Consider the following 18,542-nt stretch of genomic DNA (forward strand, 5'->3'; position numbering starts at 1 on the left):
GTCGGCCCGTATTTGTCCCCGATAACCATAGTGCTAACATCCAGCTCACGAAGCATGGGGATCGGCCATGGCGATCATTGGCAGACATAAACCCGGTCAATTCGGTCTGTTTCTTGTGGTCAAAGACGTTGCGGCCGCAGCGGATTTCTATCGTGCGGTCCTGGGCGCCGAGGAAATCCTTCGCACGACGCAGGACGAACCGATCCGCAATCTCGACCGCGGGACTGTTACCGCGATCGAGATGCGCCTCGGCGATATACATCTGTGCGTGACGTTGGAGAATCCGCGCTGGTCGGAGGCACCACGCCCGGATTGGCCGCGCGCGCCGCACTCTGCCGGGACCACGACGGCCCATTTCTCCCTCTACGTCTCCGACGTGGATGACGCGATGTCTCGGGCCCTGTCAGCGGGCGCGCGGTTGTACAGCGCGGGACCGGCCATCGAGGACGCCTACTGGGGCGATCGCGTCGGGCAATTCGTCGATCCCTTCGGCCATGTCTGGCGGCTCATGACCGCCCGAGAAGCGGTCGCCGACGAAGACCTTCCAGCTCGGGCCGCTGCTGCACGGGCATCGCACCGCGGAATGCAGCCGGGCCGACACGCTTGAGCCCTCGCCTGTTTCGCGCCGAATATCCGCGGCGCGACGGAAGGGGACCGTTTATGGTGTGTGCCCTTCCTCTTCGGGGTAGGGCTATCGCATTCGAAAACACTCCTCGCTGAAGGGTTTGGGAGCGCAGCGGCAACCCTGTCGCCCTCCTTGTCATCCCGGCGCGACGAAGTGGAACCCGGGATCCACAAACGCCGACTGTTGAAGGACCTGCACGTCGGCGGCTCCGGATTGCCGGCTCTGGCGGCCCCTCCGGTCCGGGCCCGCCTGCGGCGCACCGGAATGACAGGGTGGTTTACCCAGCCGCCGTTATGGCGGCTGAATCGCAGGGAGTTGCCGGAAGGCCGCGCCCGCAAACCGCCCCCTACAGCTTCACCACATCCATCGCCGATCCCGGGCGATCTCGGCGACGTGGCGGCGGTGGGTGAACGGGATCGGCTGCGCGCTCGCGCCGATCTCTCGACCAACGCATCGGGGCCGCGACCGGTGCGGGTTTCGTCGAACGTCGAAAAAATCATTGCCGATGAACAGCGCCGGCTCGGCGCGGCCGGCATGATCTCCCGATCGGCGAGATGATCGCGGATGTCCCCGCTGATCGCCGAGACCAACAGGAGCAGCGACGTCAGGATTCGGCGGAAACGGCCGGATAGAAGGGCGAATGAATGGCTCTGCTCGCCTCACGGGTCACATCGGCATCGAACAGGCGGACGCTCAAGCTTCCGCCGACCTGTGCAGCAAACGGGATCAGCAAGCCGTCGATATAGGCCTGTGCGTGTTCCAGACTGTCGAACGCATAGAAGCCGCCGACACTGTTCGTTTTCAGGCCGCTCAGCCATGTTTTCGAGAGAAGACCGGTAAATTTCTTCATCTCGACATCGATCGGCTTCCAGTCGATCGCCTCGAATGGGACAGATGTCTGATATTCGGCATAGAGGAAGACGGCAGGAACACTCATGGATTTGCACTCCGGCTCATGAACGACGCTGAGGCGATCACTTTCAAATTAATTGCTTGGGACGGACGCACATCCAAGGATATCATCAACAATACCCGCCGCGCCGTCCCGCTTGGAAAGAGCATTTTTAACGATTGCGTATTTTTAAATAATCAAAGCGTTGATTCGATTATTATTCGCGGAAATCTTGACCCGTTCTGCTGGATACTAAGTGTCGACCCCCACACGAAGCCGTACCGAAAAACGGCTGCCGGCATTCATTGTCGGCCGAACACCAGAATAAAATTGTTGGCCGGGCGCTCGATCGTCTCCTTGAGAACGATGCCGTGCGGCTTGGCCGCCTTCTCGAGATCGCGGACATCCTTCAATCCCCATTCGGGCACATTCGCGGCCAGGATCTCCTGGTCGAACGCCCGGTTGGAGTCGGTGGTATAGCGACCATCGACCTTGAACGGGCCGTAGATGTAGACGCGCCCCTCGTCCTTCAGGACCTGCGCGGCAAGGGCGGCGATACCCTCGTTGATGGCGACAGGAGCGACCTGAAAAATATTGATGACGAAGATCGCATCGAATTTTTTGTCACCGAACCGAAACGTCGCGGGATCGGTCAGGTCGATGCGAATCGGGTCCAGGACGTTGGCGTTTCCCCGCTCCGCCCGTTTGGCCTTGATCGCGGCGAAGACCTCCTCGGTCAGATCCGAGGGCTGCAACGTGAGGCCGGGAAAATGCGGAGCGAAATAATTGACGTGCAGTCCCGCGCCGCTGGCCAGTTCGAGGACGTCGCCCGCGCTCGGAAAGCGCTGCTGGAACACCTCCAGGATCGGGTTGCGGTTGCGGCGCCCAGCCCAGGCCACGTAATCGCTGAGCGGGTGGGGGTCGATCGCGGGCCGCGGTTCATCGACGTAAGGAAGGATTTCCGCACTCATGGAGCCTCCTGTGGAGCCGGAGTCGCAAGCAATTCGCTGAGCCCGGCATCGACGGCGCGGTTGTAGGCGGGATCGAGCCCGAACAGCGCGAGATGGCCCCATGCCGACGAGATCCGCACCAGGCGGCTTCGGGGAACCAGCCGCTGCTCCGCCTCGATGTCGGCCAACGGAAAGAAGCCGTCCTCGTCGATGGCGATGATCGAAAGCTCGGCCTTGATGCGGGCCAGCGCCCGGGCCAGATCGCCACCGCCGTGGGGACCGACATCGCCGCCGCGCCACTTGCGCAGGAGGGTGAGCAGGTCGTTCGGCCCCTGCGGCAGGAAATGGTTTTCGACGAAGCCGGTGACGAAATCATCGACCGTGGTGAAGCCGAGGTCGCGCCAGAGCGCCTGATTGAACAGCCGCGGCGTGAAGCCGGCCGCGGCGAACAGGCGGGCATGGCGACGAAGCCCCCGGTGAACGGCTCCTTCGTCGAACCAGCCGTCCCCATAGGCCTGATCGCTGGTAATGGCCTCGATGAACGTGTCCACCAGAAGCTGATTGTGCGGCGTCGTCCGAGCGGTGCCGGCGATCGGGGCCGCCCGGGCGACCGCGTCCGGAAACCGAACCGCCCATTCCCAGGTCTGCTGTGCCCCCATCGAGCCGCCCAGAACCAGAGCCAGCCGTTCGATACCAAATCTTTCCGTGATCAGCCGATATTGCGCGCGCACATCATCGCCGATGGACGGTTGCGGAAACCTGGCTTGATGGAACGGCGCCGGGGTGTTGCTCGGCGAGGATGAGAGCCCATTGCCGATCTGATTCACGAGAATGACGAAATATCGCTCCGGATCCAGAGACCGTCCCGAGCCGATATAGGCATGTTCGAGAATCTTGGTTGTCCCGGAATACCAAGACGGAAAAAGAATGGCGTTGCTTTTTTCCGCGTTCAATGTGCCGAACGTGGCATATGCCAAGCTCAAATCCCGGATCTTTGCGCCGGATTCTAAAACGAAATCGCCGACCTTGAAGTTCTCGTAAGGACCGTGCGTCTCCTGGCTATCATAAGACTCAGCCATGGCCGGAAATCTCTTGCCCCATAGTATAAAATCGTAACCGTGGGGGCTTAAATTTTCAATTCTGTTTATGGATCCCGCGGGAGAATGTTGCGTTTGCTTACCCTTGCTCCGGAGGTGGAAAGCATGGCGGGGAGGCGATCGGACCGGGTGAACGAGAGACCGGTCAGCCTCTTGTGACGCCCTACAGCTCCAGCACATCCACCGCCGCCCCCAGCCGATTCTGGGCGATCTCGGCCACGTGGCGGTGGTGGGTGAACAGGATCGGCTGGACGCTGGCGCCGATCTCGGCGAGCGCGTCGAGGCCGTAGCCGGTGCGGGCCTCGTCGAAGGTGGAGAAGAGATCGTCACCGATGAACGGGGCGGGCTCGGCGCGGCCGGCGTAATCCTCCAGGTAGGCCAGGCGCAGGGCGAGGTAGAGCTGGTCGCGGGTGCCCTCGCTGAGCGCCTCGATCCCGACCAGGCCGCCGCCCGCGCGCTGGCCGGCGAGCTTGGGCGTGTCGGCCTCGTCGTAGGTCTGGGTGAGGCCGGAGAAGGCGCCGCCGGTGAGAGCCCGGAACAGGGCACCGGCCCGGGCCACCAGGGGGTCCTGCTGGCCGGCCCGGTGCCGGGCCACCGCCTGGCCGAGCATCAGGCCGGCGAGCCGCAGCACCGCCCAGGAGCGGGACGCCGCCTGGAGGTCGGCTTCCGCCGCCTTGCGCTCGGCGGCGGCCAGCTCGGCGCCGCTGCCGCCTTCAAGCTCCGCCCGGCGCCGCTCGGCCCGGTCGCGATCGGCGAAGATGACTTGGCCGCGCTCGGCCTGCTCCTCGGCCTCCATGGCGAGGCGGGCGAGTTCCGCCTCCACGGCCTCCGGGGGCAGGGCGTCGAGGCCGGCGCGGATCTCGGCTTCCGGCAAGCCGTCGGCGGCGCCCGCGAGGCTGCCGCGCAGCCGCAGGCGCTCGGCCCGGAGCATCTCCCGGGCGTTCAGCCGGCCGAACACCTCCGCGATGGCAGGGATCGGGGCCTCGGCCAGATCCGGCATCGTGTCTGCGACCTGGCGGGTCAGGTCCGCCCGGGCGGCGTCGCGCAGGCCGACCGCGTGGCGCAGGGCCGTTTCCGCCTCCTCCAGGCGGCGGTCCAGCTCGGCCCGGCGGGCCTCCCGGGCCTGGGCGGCGACCAGGCGAGCGTGCAGGGTGCGGATCGCGCCGGTCGGCGGCGTGTCGGCGAGGTCCGGCGCCAGGGCCGCGACCAGGGCGTCCGCCCCGACGCGGAACGCCTCCATGTCCCGCCGCAGACCCGCCGCCCGGCGCTGCAGGGCGGCACGCTCGGCGAGGCGATCCGGCACCGTGCGCCAGGCTTCCAGCGCACCCTCGGCCTCCTCGGGACGGGCGGTGGCGGGCAGACCGAGGGGAAACAGCGCCTCCGCCCAGTCCGCCTGCCAGGCGGCGCGGCGTGACGCAGTCTCGGCCAGAGCGGCCTCCAGCTTCTCCGCCGTCGCGGCGGCGGCGCGCAGCCGCCCGCCGGTTTCGAGATTGGCTTCCCAGCGGCTCGCCAAGGTAGCGACCCGGGCCTCGAGCCGTTCGAGGGCCTGGCCGATATCGCCATCCGGCGCCGATTCGAGCCCGGCCCGGGTGAAGAGGTCGGCGAGCGGCGCCCTGGCGGATTCGATCCGGGCCTTCAGATGGTCCCGCTCGATCCGCTGCTCGGCCAGCTGCTGCTCCCCGTCGATCAGGCTCTCGGTCTCGGCGAGCCAGGCCGCCATCTCGGGCGGGGGGCCGGGGACGAGGCCGGCGGCCTGCCATTCCTCGCGCCAGGCGGCCTCACCCTCGGCGATCTCGTCCGCGATCCCGGCGAGCACCCTGTCGGCCGCCGCCAGCGCCGCATTCTCGGCGGCCAGTCGGTCGAGATCGGCCGCGTGGGCCGCGACCCGTGCGGCGTCGGTGGCGCGCTCGTCGGCGAGGCGGTCCGCCTCGAACAGGGCGCGCTCGTAGGCGGCGAGCGTGCCTGGCTCGGTCGTCCGGCCGGCCGCGAGGGCATCGCGCAAGGGGGCGAAGGCGGCATCGCGGGCGGCCCGGACGGACTCGAGCCGCTCCTGGGTGGCGATCGGCCGGCCGGCCTCGCGCTCGCGCAGACGGGTGCGGGTGGCGTCCGCCTGGGCCCGCGCCGCGTCCCGGCGGTCGGCGGCGCGCTCCTGCTCGCGCCGCTTGCCGTCGAGCAGGCCGCGATAGCGCGCGATCGTGTCGGCGCTGGGCATGGGCATGCGGGCGAGCGCAGCGGTGTCGGCCACCGGCGGCGACAGACGCGCCGCCTGGTTGCGCAGCAAAGCCGTCTCCCGCCGGATCGCGGTGTCGAGCGCCTCGTGGGCGGCGAGGCGCTCGTGCAGCTTGGCGAGCGGCTTCAGGGCCTCGCGCAGCGGCGTCGGATCATGGGTGGCGCCGGCGGCCTCGACCTCCCGGGCGAGCCGGTCGCGCTCGGCTCGGGCCGCGGCAGCGTCCCGGGTGAGCTGGTCCTCGGCGGCGGCGAGCATCCGTCCGTCGCGGATCAGCCGCTCGACCCGGGCGCGGGCGGCGTCGGTGGGCTGGCCGGCTTCCAGGGACGCGAGATCCGGGGCGCCGATCCGGGCGCGCAGGCGCTCCAGGTCGAGCCCGACCTTGTGGGCGTCGCCCTCGATCCGGGGCAAGTCGGTGCCGCCCTTCTCGAACTCCTTGGTGCCGCTGAACGCCGCTAGGATCTCCTCGGCCCGCAGGATCAGCGCCGGCTCCACCGGCACCGATTCGGCCTCGCCGCGCGCCCGGGTGAGGGCGGCGTCGGCGCGCGCCGCCTCGGCCTCGGCCGTACGGCAGCGTTCGAGGGCGGCGCCCAGGCGCTCGATCCAGGCGGAGCCCGCCTCGGCGAGGCCGGCATCCGCGGCGATCCGGTGGTCCAACACGTCGATCTCGGCGACGATCGGCCGGGCGCGCTTCAGGCGCTCCAGCCGGGCGCGCTCGGTTGCCACGCGCTGATTTTCGGCCCGGAGCGCATCGAGCTGCTGGGCGGCGGCCGCGATCTCGTCGTTGAGCGCGCGCCAGTCCCCAGACCGCAGGCCCTTCTCGCGGATCGCCTTGCGGGCGGTCTCGTGCCGCTCCAGCGCCTGGTAGAAGGTCCGGTGCTTGGCTTGGCGCGGCGCGAAGATGCCCTCGGCCTCCGCGTCGAGGGCGGTTTGCAGCTCGGTGAGGCCGCGCAAGCCGGAACCCGCCGCGAACAGGCTGGCGCCGACCTCGCCCTCGACATCGACCATCTCGCGCCCGCCGGCCCGCAGGCTGCCGGCGTCGAGGCCGAAGGCGCGGCAGAACACGCTGCGGGAGATGCCGCCGAGGAACGGCGCCAGGGCATCGTCGGGGAGCGGCGCCTCGGCGGCGTCGATCAGCGTCCGGGTGTTGCCCTTGCGGCGGCGGAAGGCCAGGCGGCGCCCATCGGCGGCCTCGACCTCCGCGCCCAGGCGCAGCAGCGGCATGTCGTGCAGGAAGGCGTAGCGGGTGGTCTTCTCGAAGCCGAACAGCAGGTCGGTGACCGCCGCCAGCGCCGTGCTCTTGCCGGCCTCGTTGGCGCCCAGCACCACGTGCAGGCGGGCCTCGGGCCGGAAGGTCACGGTCCGGTCGGTGAAGGCGCCGTAGCGCTCCAGGGCGAGGCGGATCAGCCGCATGATGCGCGCCTCAGCAGTGCCGGCCGCCGAGGCGGCCCAGGATCAGCGCCTCGGCCTCGGCGCAGAGCGCGTCGAACTCGGCCTCCAGATCGGCTTCCGCGGCGGCGGTGGCGGGCATGCGGGCGCCGATCTCAGCCAGCGCCGCCTTGGCCCGGCTGCGGAAATCCGGGTCGCGGTCGAGATCGGCGAGCAGGGCCGCCGGGTCGATCGCCGCCCCGGAGGCCGCGACCGGGGCGCGGGGCCGGCGGGTCTCGATCTTCAGGCGCTCCAGCCAGATATCCTCGTGCAACCGGTGGGCGGCGGCCTGGATCTCGGCGGTGAGGTTGTCTCTGTCGGCCGAGAGCGCGTCATGGGCCGCGGTCGTGCCGGTGAGATGCACCCGCACCAGGACGAGGCGGTGTGCCGCCACCTCCGCAAGGGGCCGCAGGGCTTTCTCAACCGTCTCGAGGGTCGCGCTTGTGTCCGCGGCCGCGCTCAGGTCGACGGTGATCTGCTCAAACCGCGCGCGGTCGAGGGGGAGGCGGCTCAATCCGGTGACCCGCCCGTCGACGACCTCGACCAGGACCGCGCCCTTCGCGCCGCATTCGCGCACGCTTCGACCCTGGATGTTGCCGGGGAACACGATCCAGGGATCTCGGGATAGTTCAGCATACTCGTGGATGTGGCCGAGCGCCCAGTAATCGTAGCCCCGGGCGGTGAGGTCGGCGATCGAGCAGGGGGCGTAGGTCTCGTGGGCGGCGTGGCCGGTGCAGGAGGTGTGCAGCACGCCGAGGTTGAACCAGCCCGGCAGGGCGGCCGGGTAGGTCAGCGACAGGTTCTCCTCCACGGCCCGGGCCTGAAAGCTGCGGCCGTGCACCGCGACCCGGAGGGCATCGAGGCGCAGCGTCTCGGCCCGGGCCGACGGGAAGACGTGCACCGAGGGCGGCAGGGTGATCGAGCGGGTGATCACGCTCTCGGCGTCGTGGTTGCCGCGCACCAGGATCGTCGGGATGCCGGCGCGGTCGAGGCGGGCCACCTGGCGGGCGAAGAACAGCCCGATCGTGTTGTCGGCCCAGTCGCCGTCATAGATGTCGCCGGCCACCACCACGAACGCGACCCGCCGCTCGATCGCCTGGGTGACGAGATCCTCGAAGGCCTGACGCCCGGCCGTGGCGAGGCGTCGGGCGAGGTCCGCGTCGCGGGTGGCGAGGCCCGAGAGCGGGCTGCCGAGATGCAGATCCGCCGCGTGGATGAAGCTGAAGCCCGACATCGGTCTCCGATGAGCGATCGGTGAGCCGGGGTCTTAGGCCGCCGGAGCGTGCCGCCTCAAGCACCGGCGGCGGCAAAGGGCGGGCTGTGAACATGGATCAGCGGATATGGGCATCGCAGGCGGCGGTTTCTTTCAGTGCGATCCGCCGCACAAGGTGAGCTGCTGCGCAGCAGCTCGTTCGCTAGGTCCCGGATCGGACTCCGCTTCGCTCCACCCGTCCGGGAAAGGGACGGTGCCGGGTCAAGTGCAACGCCCTTTCCCGGGCGCCTGGAGCGTCAGCGAATGGTGACCCCGGACCCAGCGCATCATGCGCCGCGCAGCGGCACCACTCACACCACAATAATCGCAGCGAACGCCCAAGCCCCCGGCGCGTTGAAGCGCGGCGGTGGCGACAGAACCGCCCGGTGAGGTACGAGGCCGGCCCGATGAACAGCGTCACCCATCCGGACCGCTCCGGCCTCGCTTCGGCCTCCGCGTTGCCGTTCAAGATCGTGAGCTGGAACCTGCTGCGGCGCACCGGTGCGGCGGTGGACGATGTGGTCGCCCTGGTGGCTCAGGAAAAGCCAGACCTGCTGCTGATGCAGGAGGCGACCCGGGCGATCGGCTTCCTGCAGGACCGGATCGGCGGCCATTACGCCTGGGCGCCGCTGCCCGGGCGGATCCACGGGCTCGCCATGTGGAGCCCGAAACCGTTCCCGAACGCGCCGCGGGTGATCACGCTCCCCGCCGGCGCCCTGGTGCATCGGGTCTGCCAGGTGCTCGACCTCGGCGCGTTCGGAATCGCCAACGTTCACCTGTCGCACGGGCAGATGCTGAACCGCCGCCAGCTGCGGCGCATCGTCGGCGAATTGCCGCAGCGGGCCGCGGTGCTCGGGGACTACAATATCGTCGGCCCGGCGATGATCCCGGGCTTTCGCGATGTCGGCCCTCGCCGGCCGACCCACGCGATGGTCGACGTGCTGCCGCTGCGCCTCGACCGCTGCCTCGCCCGCGGGCTGATCTGCCACGCGCACGCCGTGCTGCCGCGCGGCCCCTCCGACCACCGGCCGATCGTGGTCCATCTCGGGCCGGCCCCGGAGGCGCACGCCCCCGCCCGCTTCAAAGGTATGGCAGCAGCAGTCGCACGCCTGCGTCGCGCAGACGGATCGGCAGGGCGCGGGCGGCGAGATCCTCCCGGCTGAGCCGCGCCTGCATCTTGCCGCGCATGAACGTATCGAGCTGGGCCGCGAGATCCGGATCGATGATCTCGACGTTCAGCTCGAAATTGAGCCGGAAGCTGCGCATGTCCCAATTCGCGCTGCCGACGAAGCACCAGACGTCGTCCACCACCATCGCCTTGGAATGGTCGAAGGGCGGCTCGTCGAGCCAGACCCGCACGCCGGCCTTGAGCAGCGCGTCGAGATGCGCCCGCGTCGCCCAGTCGATGAACGGGTGATCGCTCACCCGGGGAATGATCACGTCCACGGTGATGCCCCGGGTCGCGGCCTGGGCGAGGGCGCCGGTGACCAGCTCGTCTGGCAGGAAGTACGGGGTGACGAACCGGACGGTGCGGCGGGCGCAGGACAGCGCCTGGAGGACCACCTGCTCGATCTTCTCCACGTCGGCGTCCGGCCCCGAGGTGACCACCCGGGCGATGCTATTCCCCTCCGGCTCCAGGTCGGCGAACCAGGGCGCGGAATCGAGGATCTCGCCGTCGACGAAGGCCCAGTCGGCGGCGAACGCCGCGGCGAGCTGCTCGACCACCGGTCCACGGAGCCGGAAATGCGTGTCGCGGATCGGGTGCTCGGGCTTCAGCGCGACGCGGTTCGGCTGCGAGATATTGAGGCCGCCCGTGAAGGCGACACGCCCGTCGATGATCAGCAGCTTCTTGTGCGAGCGCAGGTTGAGGAACGGCATCCGCCAGGGCAGGGCCGAGTGCATGAACAGGGCCGCCGGCACCCCGAGGCTGGTCAGCCGGCGGTAGACCGGCGCGCGAAAATAGCCGCCGCCGATCCCGTCGATGATGACCCGGACCTTGACGCCCCGGGCCTTGGCCTCGGCCAGGGCGTCGCAGAACTCGCGACCGATCGGGTCGTCGCGGAAAATGTAGCTCGACAGCCCGATGCTGGCCTCGGCTGCGCGGATCGCCTCCAGCATGGCCGGGTAGCCGGCATCACCGTTGCGGAACATCTGCACGTCGTTGCCCGCGAAGGCCGGCAGGCCGGTGATCCGCCGGATCGCCCGGTCGAGGGGCCAGAGCGCCTCCGGCACCACGGCGTCGTCGGTATCGGGGAGGTGCGTCGCGTCGGACGGCTTCGTGCGCAGCTTGCGCGCGCGGCGCGAGACGCGGTTGATGCCGAAGGTCAAGTAGAGCGCGGTGCCGAAGATCGGCGACAGCCAGGCCAGACCGATCCACCCGACCGCGACGCTGACCCGGCGCTTGCGCAGCAGGGCGTGCAGGGTGACGCCGAGCGCCAGGGTGATGCCGATGAGCGCGGCGACATCCGCCCGCAACAGGGCGGTGGATTGCAGCCACCGATACAGCGCGTCTTCCAAGGTCTCGGCATCCGGTTCGCGTCAGACGGCGCCGGATATAGACCAACATCCCGAACGGTGGGGGCCGGGTTTGGCGAAAAACGCTCCTGCCGCTCGGAAGCCCGATGGGAACGCCGGGGCGCGGGTCTAATACGCCCGCAGGGCCGGCTGCGTGCCGGCATTCGCGGCGCCGATGGGCCGCGCGCAGCGATAGGGGCCGCTGCCGTCGAGCGCCGCGTACAGGATCCGGCCGCCATCGGCGATGCAGCGCGCCTTGGCCTCGGCATAGGGGCGGTGGAAGCTCCAGATCGTGATCATCGGTCCGACCGTCCCGAGGCAGATGCCGCCGAACAGTAGCGCGGCGGCCCAGGTCGCCCTGTCCGGCCGCGGACGCGGCGGCCGGGGCGGCGGCATGGCGCCGACGAAGGCCAGCGTCAGTCCGAACAGGTCGATCACGCTCATCAGCCGTTCCGCATGCAGGCGCTGGGCCCGGCAGGACAGGACCTGCCGTCACCCTACGGCATGGCGGCCCCGGAACCTACGCATCGCGACGCGGGGGCCCTGCGTCGTATCGCGCGGGGCTACGGCTCCCAATGCGGCACCCGCTTGGCGATGAACGCATCGATGCCCTCTCGCGCATCGGCCATCATCATGTTCCGGGTCATCACCTCGGCGGCGTAGCCGTAGGCCTCCTCCAGGCCCATCTCGATCTGACGGCCGAACGCCTCCTTGCCGATCGCCACGACCCGCCGCGCCTTCCCGGCGATCTTTTGGGCCATGGCGGCGACGGCATTCTCCAGTTCCGCGGCCGGCACGACGCGGTTGACGAGACCGATCCGCAGCGCCTCCTGCGCGTCGATCGGCTCGCCGACCAGGAGCATCTCCAGGGCGGCCTTGCGCGACACGGCGCGGGACAGGGCGACCATCGGGGTCGAGCAGAACAGGCCGATCTGCACCCCCGGCGTGGCGAACCGGGCCTCCTCGGCGCAGATCGCGAGGTCGCAGGTGGCGACGAGCTGGCAGCCGGCCGCGGTGGCGATGCCGTGGACCTGCGCGATCACCGGCTGCGGCAGACGCGTGAGGCTCAGCATCAGCCGGGCGCAGGTGCGGAACACCGCCTCGGTCGCCTCCCGGGAGGGATCGGCGCGCATCTCCTTGAGGTCATGGCCGGCGCAGAAGGCCGGGCCGGCCGCGCGCAGGATCACGACCCGCACCGACGAATCCTCCCGGATCGCGTCGAGCGCGTCCTGGAGCGCGCCCATCAGCGCCATCGACAGGGCGTTGCGCGCCTGCGGACGGTTCAGCGTCAGGGTCGCGATGCCGTCGGCATCGTGGCGCAGCAGGGCGGGTGCGTCGACGGGGGTCGGGGCGGCGGACGGGGCCGTGCTCACGGCTGCAGTCATGGGGCGTCTCCCGGTGCCGGCCTCCCTGGCGCTCGGGACCGGTCTCTTGGCCGGAGGATAACAGGCCGGCGGCGGTTTCGCGATGGCGCTCGGCCGGGAAGGCGGCTTCACGAAAGCTTAAACCGTCATCCTGGCAAGCTCGTGCGGCAGAGGCGGCCCGGCGTGGGGATGCGACGCCGGCGAGCGGGGTCGATGTCCATGTTGGTTCTGCCGTTCGTCGGTTTCGCGGGAAGTGCGGTCGCCATCCTGGCAGGGCGGCGCGGGATCGCCCTGGGCCTCTGGCTGGCGTCGCTGGTCGGCACGCTCGCGCTGTTCGCCGCGCACGCGACCTCGACCCTGCAACTCGATTTCTGAGCCGATCGCGTGATGACCGCCTCTCAAGCCCGGACTCTCAACGCCCTCGGGCTGCTCGGCTGCTCGGCCATCCTGCTCGTGGCGTTCGGGTATCAGTTCCATCTCGGCGAATTGCCGTGCCCGCTATGCCTGCTGCAACGGTCCGCCTTCGCGGCGGCGGGGATCGGCTTCGCGCTCGGCGTCCGCTTCGGTCCGCGACCGTCCCATTACGGCGTCGTGATCCTGAGCGCAGTCGCCGGCGCCGGCGTATCGGCCCGGCAAGTCGCGCTGCACGTCGTCCCCGGGACCGGTGGTTACGGCTCGACGCTGGCCGGGCTGCATTTCTACACGCTCGCCCTCATCGCCTTCGCGGCGATGATCGTCGGCGTCGGCGTGCTGCTCCTGAACGACAGGGCGATCAGCCCCGAACGGCAGGACGAGCGGAACGGGGTCGGCACCTTCGGGAAGGCCTGTCTGCTGCTGTTCCTCTGCGTCGTCCTCGCCAATGCCGTGTCCACGGTGGCGGAATGCGGCACCGGCCTGTGTCCCGACGATCCGTCCCGGTACGAGGCCCTCGACGACTGGCTGGCGCGGTTCGGGCTGCGCTGAGGAGGCCGCCGAGACCACGGTCCGACGGGGAGACGGCGGATCGCGCGACGCGTGCGCGATCGGGCTTCGTGTCCGATGCCCGCCGAAGGCCGCCCGGGCGTACCGCCCCTCAGCCCTGCTCGGCCAAGGCGAGATCGAGACTGGCAAAATCGGCGCCGGGGCCGTTCCACCACACGCTGGGATAGGAGGCCATCCGGCCCATCACGCCGGCATAGGTCTCGGCCAGGGCGGTGTCGACGATCGCCAGGGTGGCCCCCGCCAGGGCGAGGCTGTCGGCGAGCGCCTCGCCGCGGCGACCGCCGTCGAGGGCGACGACGCGGATCCCGAGCCGGGCGAGGCCGAGGCGCATCGCCTCCGCCTGACCGAGGTCGCGGACCAGGAGCGCGACGGTCTCGCCGGCGCGCAGGCCCTCGCCGTAGGCCCAATGCGCGACGCGGTTGGGGCAGATCGCCGGAGCGGCGGGCGGCTGGGAGGCGCGCCGGTCGCCGGACGCGAAGCCGGCCCCCGGCCGGAAGCGCCGGTCGGGATCACGCGGGCCCGGTACCGAGGTAGAGCTGTCTGCGAAAGTGGAGTTCACGCCAAACATACGCTGCGAACCGCCTGGGTCTGGATAAACGGTGGACCTTGGCGTGACGCGGGCAGGTTAAAACTCTGTCTCAGGTTCGCGGATCGTCAGAACACTGGCCGCTTTTCACGGCTCCGGGCGGCCGGGACTGCGCCTATGCCGAATCGAGGATGAACGGGCGACGGCAAAGTGTCGGCAAATTCGGTCGCATTGGCGTGCGCAGCGGCCCGGCCTATGTCCGGCCTGACGCAGGCGCCCCGGAAGAGGTCGCCCTCGACCGAGGAAACAACGCCCCATGAATCACACACCCATGAATCACATCCCCAAGAATCACACCTCCGTGAATCGTCGCCCCATTGGCCGGATCGCTCCCGCCGCCGCACTCGCCCTGATGCTCGCCGCCCTTCCGGCCCAGGCGCAGATCCGGAACGCGCCGTCCCCGCGGGCCCTGGAATTTGCCGCCTACATCTTCGCGGCCTCGAACGTCTGCGGCTACCGGATCGGCAACGCGGCGTTCGAGGGCCTGCTGGCCAAGCAGAACGTGCAGGCGGCAGACGTCCAGCCGCGCGGGCCGTTCGGCAACCATGTGCAGACCATGTTCACGCTGATGTCGAACCAGATGGCCCAGAACCGCGATCAGGCCTGCCTGGCGGTGGCCGGCGAGTATGGGCCGGAGGGCTCGGTCGCCAAGAACGTCCTGCTGCCGGCGGGCCAGACGACCGAGGCACCGGCCCCGGCGGAGCCCGCCAAGCCCGCGCAGTGATCGCTCAGCCGAGACGCCAGTCGATCGGCGATACCCCGCGTTCGGCGAGCCAGCCATTGGCGCGGCCGAATGGGTCGGAGCCCGGGAAATCCCGGGCGCGGTTGAGCGGGGAGGGGTGCCCGCTCTCGAACACGCCGTGGCGCGCCGACTCGATCAGGGCGGTCCGGGCCCGGGCCTGGGCACCCCAGAGCAGGAAAACCGCCGGTTCCGGACGGGCGGAGACCGCGGCCACGGCCTCGTCGGTCAGCGCTGCCCAGCCGTAGCGCAGGTGTGCGCCGGCCTTGCCGGCCTCCACGGTGAGGGCGCTGTTGAGCAGCAGCACACCCTGCCGGGCCCAGGGGGTCAGGTCGCCACCCGCGGATCGCTCGGAGCCGGCCTCCGCCAGAATCACCCGCAGCGAGGCCGGCAGGCGGCCGGAGCCGACATACGAGAAGGCGAGCCCGTTCGCGTCGCCCGGGGTCGGGTAGGGGTCCTGCCCGAGGATGACCGCGCGCACGGCCGGCAGCGGCGTCTCGGTGAGCGCCCGGAAGATGTCGGTCGGCGCCGGCAGCACTCGCGCGCCTTCGGCGATCCGGGCATCGACCCGGGCCGCAACGGCGTCGGCCGCCCCACCGGCGAAGAACGGCAGCGCCAGCCACGGCGATCCGGAGGCGCGGAAGGCGGCCAGCGCGGCGGCCACGGGGGTGTCGGACATCGGATCTCGCGGTTGCGGGGCGGAGCGGCGGTAGCTAGGGAGGAACGGTCGATCACGCGTGGCACGCCCGGTGCAGCATGTCGCAGCCGGCCTTCGCTGGGCGGTGTGGCACCCTACATGGGATTGCACCTGACACCGGGAAGCCTCCGGCCCAAGCGCGTGCGCCGGCCGCCGGGTATCTGAAGCCAGAAGAAGGACTCGGCGCGCGGCGCCGGAACGCTGCCATGAACGAACGCGTCGAACCCGCCGCGCTGGCGGAAGGCCGGCCCCTCGCGACACTGGTCCCGGCCGCGGGCGGCTTCCCGGCCGACCACCCGAAGGTGGCCTGGGGCCGTGTCGGGGTCCTGCTGATGAACCTCGGCACCCCCGAGGGCACCAGCTACTGGCCGATGCGGCGCTATCTCAAGGAATTCCTGTCGGACCGCCGCGTCATCGAGGTGCCCCGGCTGATCTGGTGGCCGCTGCTCAACCTGATCATCCTGACCAAGCGCCCGGGGCCCAAGGGCCGCGACTACGCCAGCGTCTGGAACACCGACCGCAACGAGGGTCCGCTCAAGACCACCACCCGCGGCCAGAGCGAGCGCCTGCAGGCCGCGATGGGCGATTCCGTCGTGGTCGACTGGGCGATGCGCTACGGCAAGCCGGAGGTGGCCGACCGACTCCAGGCGCTGCTCGACCAGGGCTGCGACCGGATCCTGCTGGTGCCGCTCTACCCGCAATACGCCGCCGCCACCTCGGCCACCGCCTGCGACCAGGCGTTCCGCGCGCTCATGGACATGCGCTGGCAGCCGACCGTGCGGGTCTCGCCGCCCTATCACGACGACCCCGTCTACATCGCCGCGATGGCCGATTCGATCCGCGAGGGCCTGGCCAAGCTCGACTTCGAGCCCGAGGTGATCCTGACCTCGTTCCACGGCGTGCCGCGCAGCTACCTGCTCAAGGGCGACCCGTACCATTGCCAGTGCCACAAGACTGGGCGCCTGATCCGCGAAGCGCTCGGGATGTCGCCCGAGCGCATGCGGGTGACCTTCCAGTCGCGCTTCGGCAATGAGGAGTGGCTCAAGCCCTATACCGACGAGACCGTGACGGAGCTGGCCAAATCCGGCGTCAAGCGCATGGCGATCGTCGCTCCCGGCTTCACGGCCGATTGCCTGGAGACGCTGGAGGAACTCGACGGCGAGAACCGCCACTATTTCGAGGGCAACGGCGGCGAGCGCTTCGCCTACATCCCGTGCCTGAACGATTCCGATCTCGGCATGAAGGTGATCGAGCACGTGGTGCGCCGCGAGCTTCAGGGCTGGCTCTGACGCAAAACCGCCGGGGCGCCGCTTGCGGACGGCCCCGGCCGGCCTATCATCGTCCGAAGCTGGACAATTCTCAGATCCGGCGTCGGAGGATCACATGGCCTTCTTCATCGGGATCGCGTGTCCGTGGCTGCTGATCGCGGTGCTCGATCGGATCGCCGAAAGCCGCCGCTCGGCTGAGCTCGTGGCACTCGGCGTCACCGCACCGACGCCGCCCGCGAGCTCGGCGTATCTGCATCCCGACCGGCCGTATTGAGAGGCCGCGAGCAGGCGTGGAGCGGGCCTCATCGGCCCGCATGCCTCGCTGGCGACGCTTTGCAAGACTTGATAGCCTTCGCTCGGGAGCGGTCTTCAGGAGGACGCGATGATCCGTGCAGATCTCGGGCAGCAACTCGAAGCCTTCGTGGCGCGGCTGGTCGAGACCGGCCGGTACACATCACAGAGCGAAGTTCTGCGTGAGGGGGTCCGGCTCATCCAGGATCGGGAAGTCCGAATCGCGGTTCTGGACGCCTCGATCGCACGCGGGATCGAGCAGGCGGATGCGGGACAGACGAAGGCCGCCGAGGAGGTTTTCGACCGCCTCGAACGCAAGTACCGTGACCTGAGCAACGCCAAGGCGTGATCGTCCGTTTCACCGAGGAAGCGGAACGCGACCTGGAGTTGATCGGCGACTACATTGCCCGCGATAACCCGTTTCGGGCGCTCAGCTTCGTGCAGTCGCTTCGTTCCAAGTGCATGGGCCTCGCCGAATTACCGAACGGGTTTCCTCTGGTCCCACGTTACGAGAAGCAGGGGATTCGCCGTCGGGTCCACCGCAATTATCTGATCTTCTATCGTGTCGAGACCGATCAGATCGTGATCTTGCACCTCCTCAATGGCGCAGTGGATTACGACGGCATCCTTTTTCCGCCCTGAGCAGTCCTTGTTTGAATCGTGAGGATCCGGCAGGTGCGCAAGCCATCTGCCGGATCGATCCGCTATGCCGATCCGATCACGGCTTCTTCGTCTCCGGCGCCGGCTGTGCGGGAGCGGGCGCCGCGTCGGTGCGGTCGATCTTGGCCTCGGCGCGCAGCTTCAGGATCAGGTCCTGCTGCGCCTTGCGGACGATGTGCTGGTCGATCTGGTCCTTCAATTCGTCGAAGGTCGGCTGCGGCTTGGTGCGCTTCTCCTCGACCTTGATCACGTGCCAGCCGAACTGGCTCTTGACCGGGTCGGAGACCTGGCCCGGCTTCATCGCGAAGGCGGCGTTGGCGAAATCCGCGACCATCCGCTCCTTGGTGAACCAGCCGAGATCGCCGCCCTCGGCCTTCGAGCCGGGATCCTTCGAGGTCTCGGCCGCGACCTTGGCAAAATCCTCGCCGCCCTTGATCCGCGCGGCGATCTTCTTGGCGTCGCCCTCGTTGTCCACGAGGATGTGGCGCGCGTGCACCTCCTCCTCGGGCTTCATCAGCTTGACGGTCTGGTCGAAGATCGCGTGCTCGGCCTCGGGCGTCACCGCGCGCTTGGCCTCCTGCTCCAGGTAGTCGTCGAGCAGCAGCTTGTCGCGGAAATAGGCGAGCTTGCGCCTGAACTCGGGCGAGTCGCCGACCTTGGCGGCCTCGGCGGCCTGCGCGCCGACCCGCAGGTCGACCATGTAATCCACCAGCAGGGACTTCTTCTGCGCCTCGTCGACGCCCGGCAGCGACAGGGCAGGGTCGTCCGACGCGATGGCGAGGTCGCCCTGCGTGATCGGCTTGCCGTTGACGCTGGCCACCACCGTGTCGGGGCTCGGGGCGGCCGTGTTCGCTGCCGGTGTCGAGGTCGGAGCCGCCTGGGGGGCCTGCGCCAGCGCGAGTCCGGGCATCGCGAGCATCAGGGCGAGTGCGCTCGCGCGCCGGAGGAGGGCGGGGTTCGGCATGCTGGCG

General features: G+C 69.6%; 21 protein-coding genes. 10 read left to right on the plus strand and 11 right to left on the minus strand.

Annotated features, from left to right (window positions below; translation table 11 throughout):
* The first annotated feature begins 67 nt into the window (after positions 1-67).
* Together MKL09_RS12610 and MKL09_RS12615 are read left to right on the plus strand one after the other, a co-directional pair.
* Positions 68-607 (plus strand): VOC family protein, encoded by a 540-nt coding sequence (locus MKL09_RS12610; RefSeq protein ID WP_244020544.1) that lies wholly within the window; start codon positions 68-70, stop codon positions 605-607.
* 201 nt (positions 608-808) lie between these two features.
* The gene (locus MKL09_RS12615) at positions 809-1,183 is read left to right on the plus strand and encodes a hypothetical protein (RefSeq protein WP_244020546.1); all 375 of its coding nucleotides are present in this window, start codon (positions 809-811) and stop codon (positions 1,181-1,183) included.
* Positions 1,184-1,229: 46 nt separating this feature from the next.
* On the opposite strand, the gene MKL09_RS12620 is transcribed toward MKL09_RS12615, so the two are convergent.
* The 5 genes from MKL09_RS12620 to MKL09_RS12640 all read right to left on the minus strand — a co-directional run bounded on the left by MKL09_RS12620 (position 1,230) and on the right by MKL09_RS12640 (position 8,453).
* Entirely contained in the window at positions 1,230-1,562 is a 333-nt protein-coding gene (locus MKL09_RS12620; protein WP_244020547.1) for a YdhR family protein, read from the minus strand.
* Positions 1,563-1,819: 257 nt separating this feature from the next.
* On the minus strand, positions 1,820-2,488 hold the full coding sequence (locus MKL09_RS12625; protein WP_244020548.1) for a DUF938 domain-containing protein: 669 nt from the start codon (positions 2,486-2,488) through the stop codon (positions 1,820-1,822).
* Positions 2,485-3,546 (minus strand): alpha/beta fold hydrolase, encoded by a 1,062-nt coding sequence (locus tag MKL09_RS12630; protein WP_244020549.1) that lies wholly within the window; start codon positions 3,544-3,546, stop codon positions 2,485-2,487. Before MKL09_RS12630 ends, MKL09_RS12625 begins: the two co-directional genes overlap by 4 nt.
* 181 nt (positions 3,547-3,727) lie before the next feature.
* Positions 3,728-7,204 (minus strand): ATP-binding protein, encoded by a 3,477-nt coding sequence (locus MKL09_RS12635; RefSeq protein WP_244020550.1) that lies wholly within the window; start codon positions 7,202-7,204, stop codon positions 3,728-3,730.
* A gap of 10 nt (positions 7,205-7,214) precedes the next feature.
* Positions 7,215-8,453 (minus strand): exonuclease SbcCD subunit D, encoded by a 1,239-nt coding sequence (locus MKL09_RS12640; RefSeq protein WP_244020551.1) that lies wholly within the window; start codon positions 8,451-8,453, stop codon positions 7,215-7,217.
* A 425-nt stretch (positions 8,454-8,878) separates the two neighbouring features.
* On the opposite strand from MKL09_RS12640, the gene MKL09_RS12645 reads away from it, so the two are divergent.
* On the plus strand, positions 8,879-9,634 hold the full coding sequence (locus tag MKL09_RS12645) for an endonuclease/exonuclease/phosphatase family protein (RefSeq protein ID WP_244020552.1): 756 nt from the start codon (positions 8,879-8,881) through the stop codon (positions 9,632-9,634).
* On the opposite strand, the gene MKL09_RS12650 is transcribed toward MKL09_RS12645, so the two are convergent.
* The 3 genes from MKL09_RS12650 to MKL09_RS12660 form a co-directional block, all read right to left on the minus strand.
* The gene (locus MKL09_RS12650; protein ID WP_244020553.1) at positions 9,552-10,988 is read right to left on the minus strand and encodes a phospholipase D-like domain-containing protein; all 1,437 of its coding nucleotides are present in this window, start codon (positions 10,986-10,988) and stop codon (positions 9,552-9,554) included. The two genes, MKL09_RS12645 and MKL09_RS12650, sit on opposite strands and share 83 nt — an antisense overlap.
* Before the next feature lie 126 nt (positions 10,989-11,114).
* Positions 11,115-11,429 carry a hypothetical protein gene (locus MKL09_RS12655; protein WP_244020555.1) on the minus strand — a complete coding sequence of 105 codons (315 nt, stop codon included), beginning with the start codon at positions 11,427-11,429 and terminating at the stop codon, positions 11,115-11,117.
* A 119-nt stretch (positions 11,430-11,548) separates the two neighbouring features.
* Positions 11,549-12,370 carry an enoyl-CoA hydratase gene (locus MKL09_RS12660; protein WP_244020557.1) on the minus strand — a complete coding sequence of 274 codons (822 nt, stop codon included), beginning with the start codon at positions 12,368-12,370 and terminating at the stop codon, positions 11,549-11,551.
* Positions 12,371-12,562: 192 nt separating this feature from the next.
* Between MKL09_RS12660 and MKL09_RS12665 the strand changes: the two genes are divergently transcribed.
* Together MKL09_RS12665 and MKL09_RS12670 are read left to right on the plus strand one after the other, a co-directional pair.
* Complete coding sequence (locus MKL09_RS12665) at positions 12,563-12,724, plus strand: DUF5993 family protein (protein ID WP_244020559.1); 162 nt, start codon at positions 12,563-12,565, stop codon at positions 12,722-12,724.
* Positions 12,725-12,736: 12 nt separating this feature from the next.
* Complete coding sequence (locus MKL09_RS12670; protein WP_244020561.1) at positions 12,737-13,312, plus strand: disulfide bond formation protein B; 576 nt, start codon at positions 12,737-12,739, stop codon at positions 13,310-13,312.
* A gap of 109 nt (positions 13,313-13,421) precedes the next feature.
* Here MKL09_RS12670 and MKL09_RS12675 read toward each other — a convergent pair whose 3' ends face one another.
* Positions 13,422-13,898: an AMP-dependent synthetase gene (locus MKL09_RS12675; protein WP_244020562.1), complete on the minus strand. Its 477-nt coding sequence runs from the start codon at positions 13,896-13,898 to the stop codon at positions 13,422-13,424.
* Between the two features lie 370 nt (positions 13,899-14,268).
* Between MKL09_RS12675 and MKL09_RS12680 the strand changes: the two genes are divergently transcribed.
* The gene (locus MKL09_RS12680) at positions 14,269-14,640 is read left to right on the plus strand and encodes a hypothetical protein (RefSeq protein ID WP_244020723.1); all 372 of its coding nucleotides are present in this window, start codon (positions 14,269-14,271) and stop codon (positions 14,638-14,640) included.
* 4 nt (positions 14,641-14,644) lie between these two features.
* Here MKL09_RS12680 and MKL09_RS12685 read toward each other — a convergent pair whose 3' ends face one another.
* Positions 14,645-15,334 carry a uracil-DNA glycosylase gene (locus tag MKL09_RS12685; protein ID WP_244020563.1) on the minus strand — a complete coding sequence of 230 codons (690 nt, stop codon included), beginning with the start codon at positions 15,332-15,334 and terminating at the stop codon, positions 14,645-14,647.
* Positions 15,335-15,558: 224 nt separating this feature from the next.
* Between MKL09_RS12685 and hemH the strand changes: the two genes are divergently transcribed.
* The 4 genes from hemH to MKL09_RS12705 all read left to right on the plus strand — a co-directional run bounded on the left by hemH (position 15,559) and on the right by MKL09_RS12705 (position 17,553).
* A complete protein-coding gene (gene hemH / locus MKL09_RS12690) occupies positions 15,559-16,641 on the plus strand; it encodes a ferrochelatase (protein ID WP_244020564.1) in 1,083 nt (360 codons plus the stop codon).
* 94 nt (positions 16,642-16,735) lie between these two features.
* Positions 16,736-16,894, plus strand: coding sequence for a hypothetical protein (locus MKL09_RS12695; RefSeq protein WP_244020565.1), 159 nt, complete (start codon positions 16,736-16,738; stop codon positions 16,892-16,894).
* Positions 16,895-17,002: 108 nt separating this feature from the next.
* Complete coding sequence (locus MKL09_RS12700) at positions 17,003-17,260, plus strand: type II toxin-antitoxin system ParD family antitoxin (RefSeq protein ID WP_244020566.1); 258 nt, start codon at positions 17,003-17,005, stop codon at positions 17,258-17,260.
* On the plus strand, positions 17,257-17,553 hold the full coding sequence (locus MKL09_RS12705) for a type II toxin-antitoxin system RelE/ParE family toxin (RefSeq protein WP_244020567.1): 297 nt from the start codon (positions 17,257-17,259) through the stop codon (positions 17,551-17,553). The genes MKL09_RS12700 and MKL09_RS12705 overlap by 4 nt, the downstream gene beginning before the upstream one ends.
* Before the next feature lie 76 nt (positions 17,554-17,629).
* Here MKL09_RS12705 and MKL09_RS12710 read toward each other — a convergent pair whose 3' ends face one another.
* On the minus strand, positions 17,630-18,535 hold the full coding sequence (locus MKL09_RS12710) for a peptidylprolyl isomerase (RefSeq protein ID WP_244020569.1): 906 nt from the start codon (positions 18,533-18,535) through the stop codon (positions 17,630-17,632).
* Positions 18,536-18,542: the final 7 nt, after the last annotated feature.

Source organism: Methylobacterium sp. J-048, assembly GCF_022829515.1.
Classification (GTDB): domain Bacteria; phylum Pseudomonadota; class Alphaproteobacteria; order Rhizobiales; family Beijerinckiaceae; genus Methylobacterium.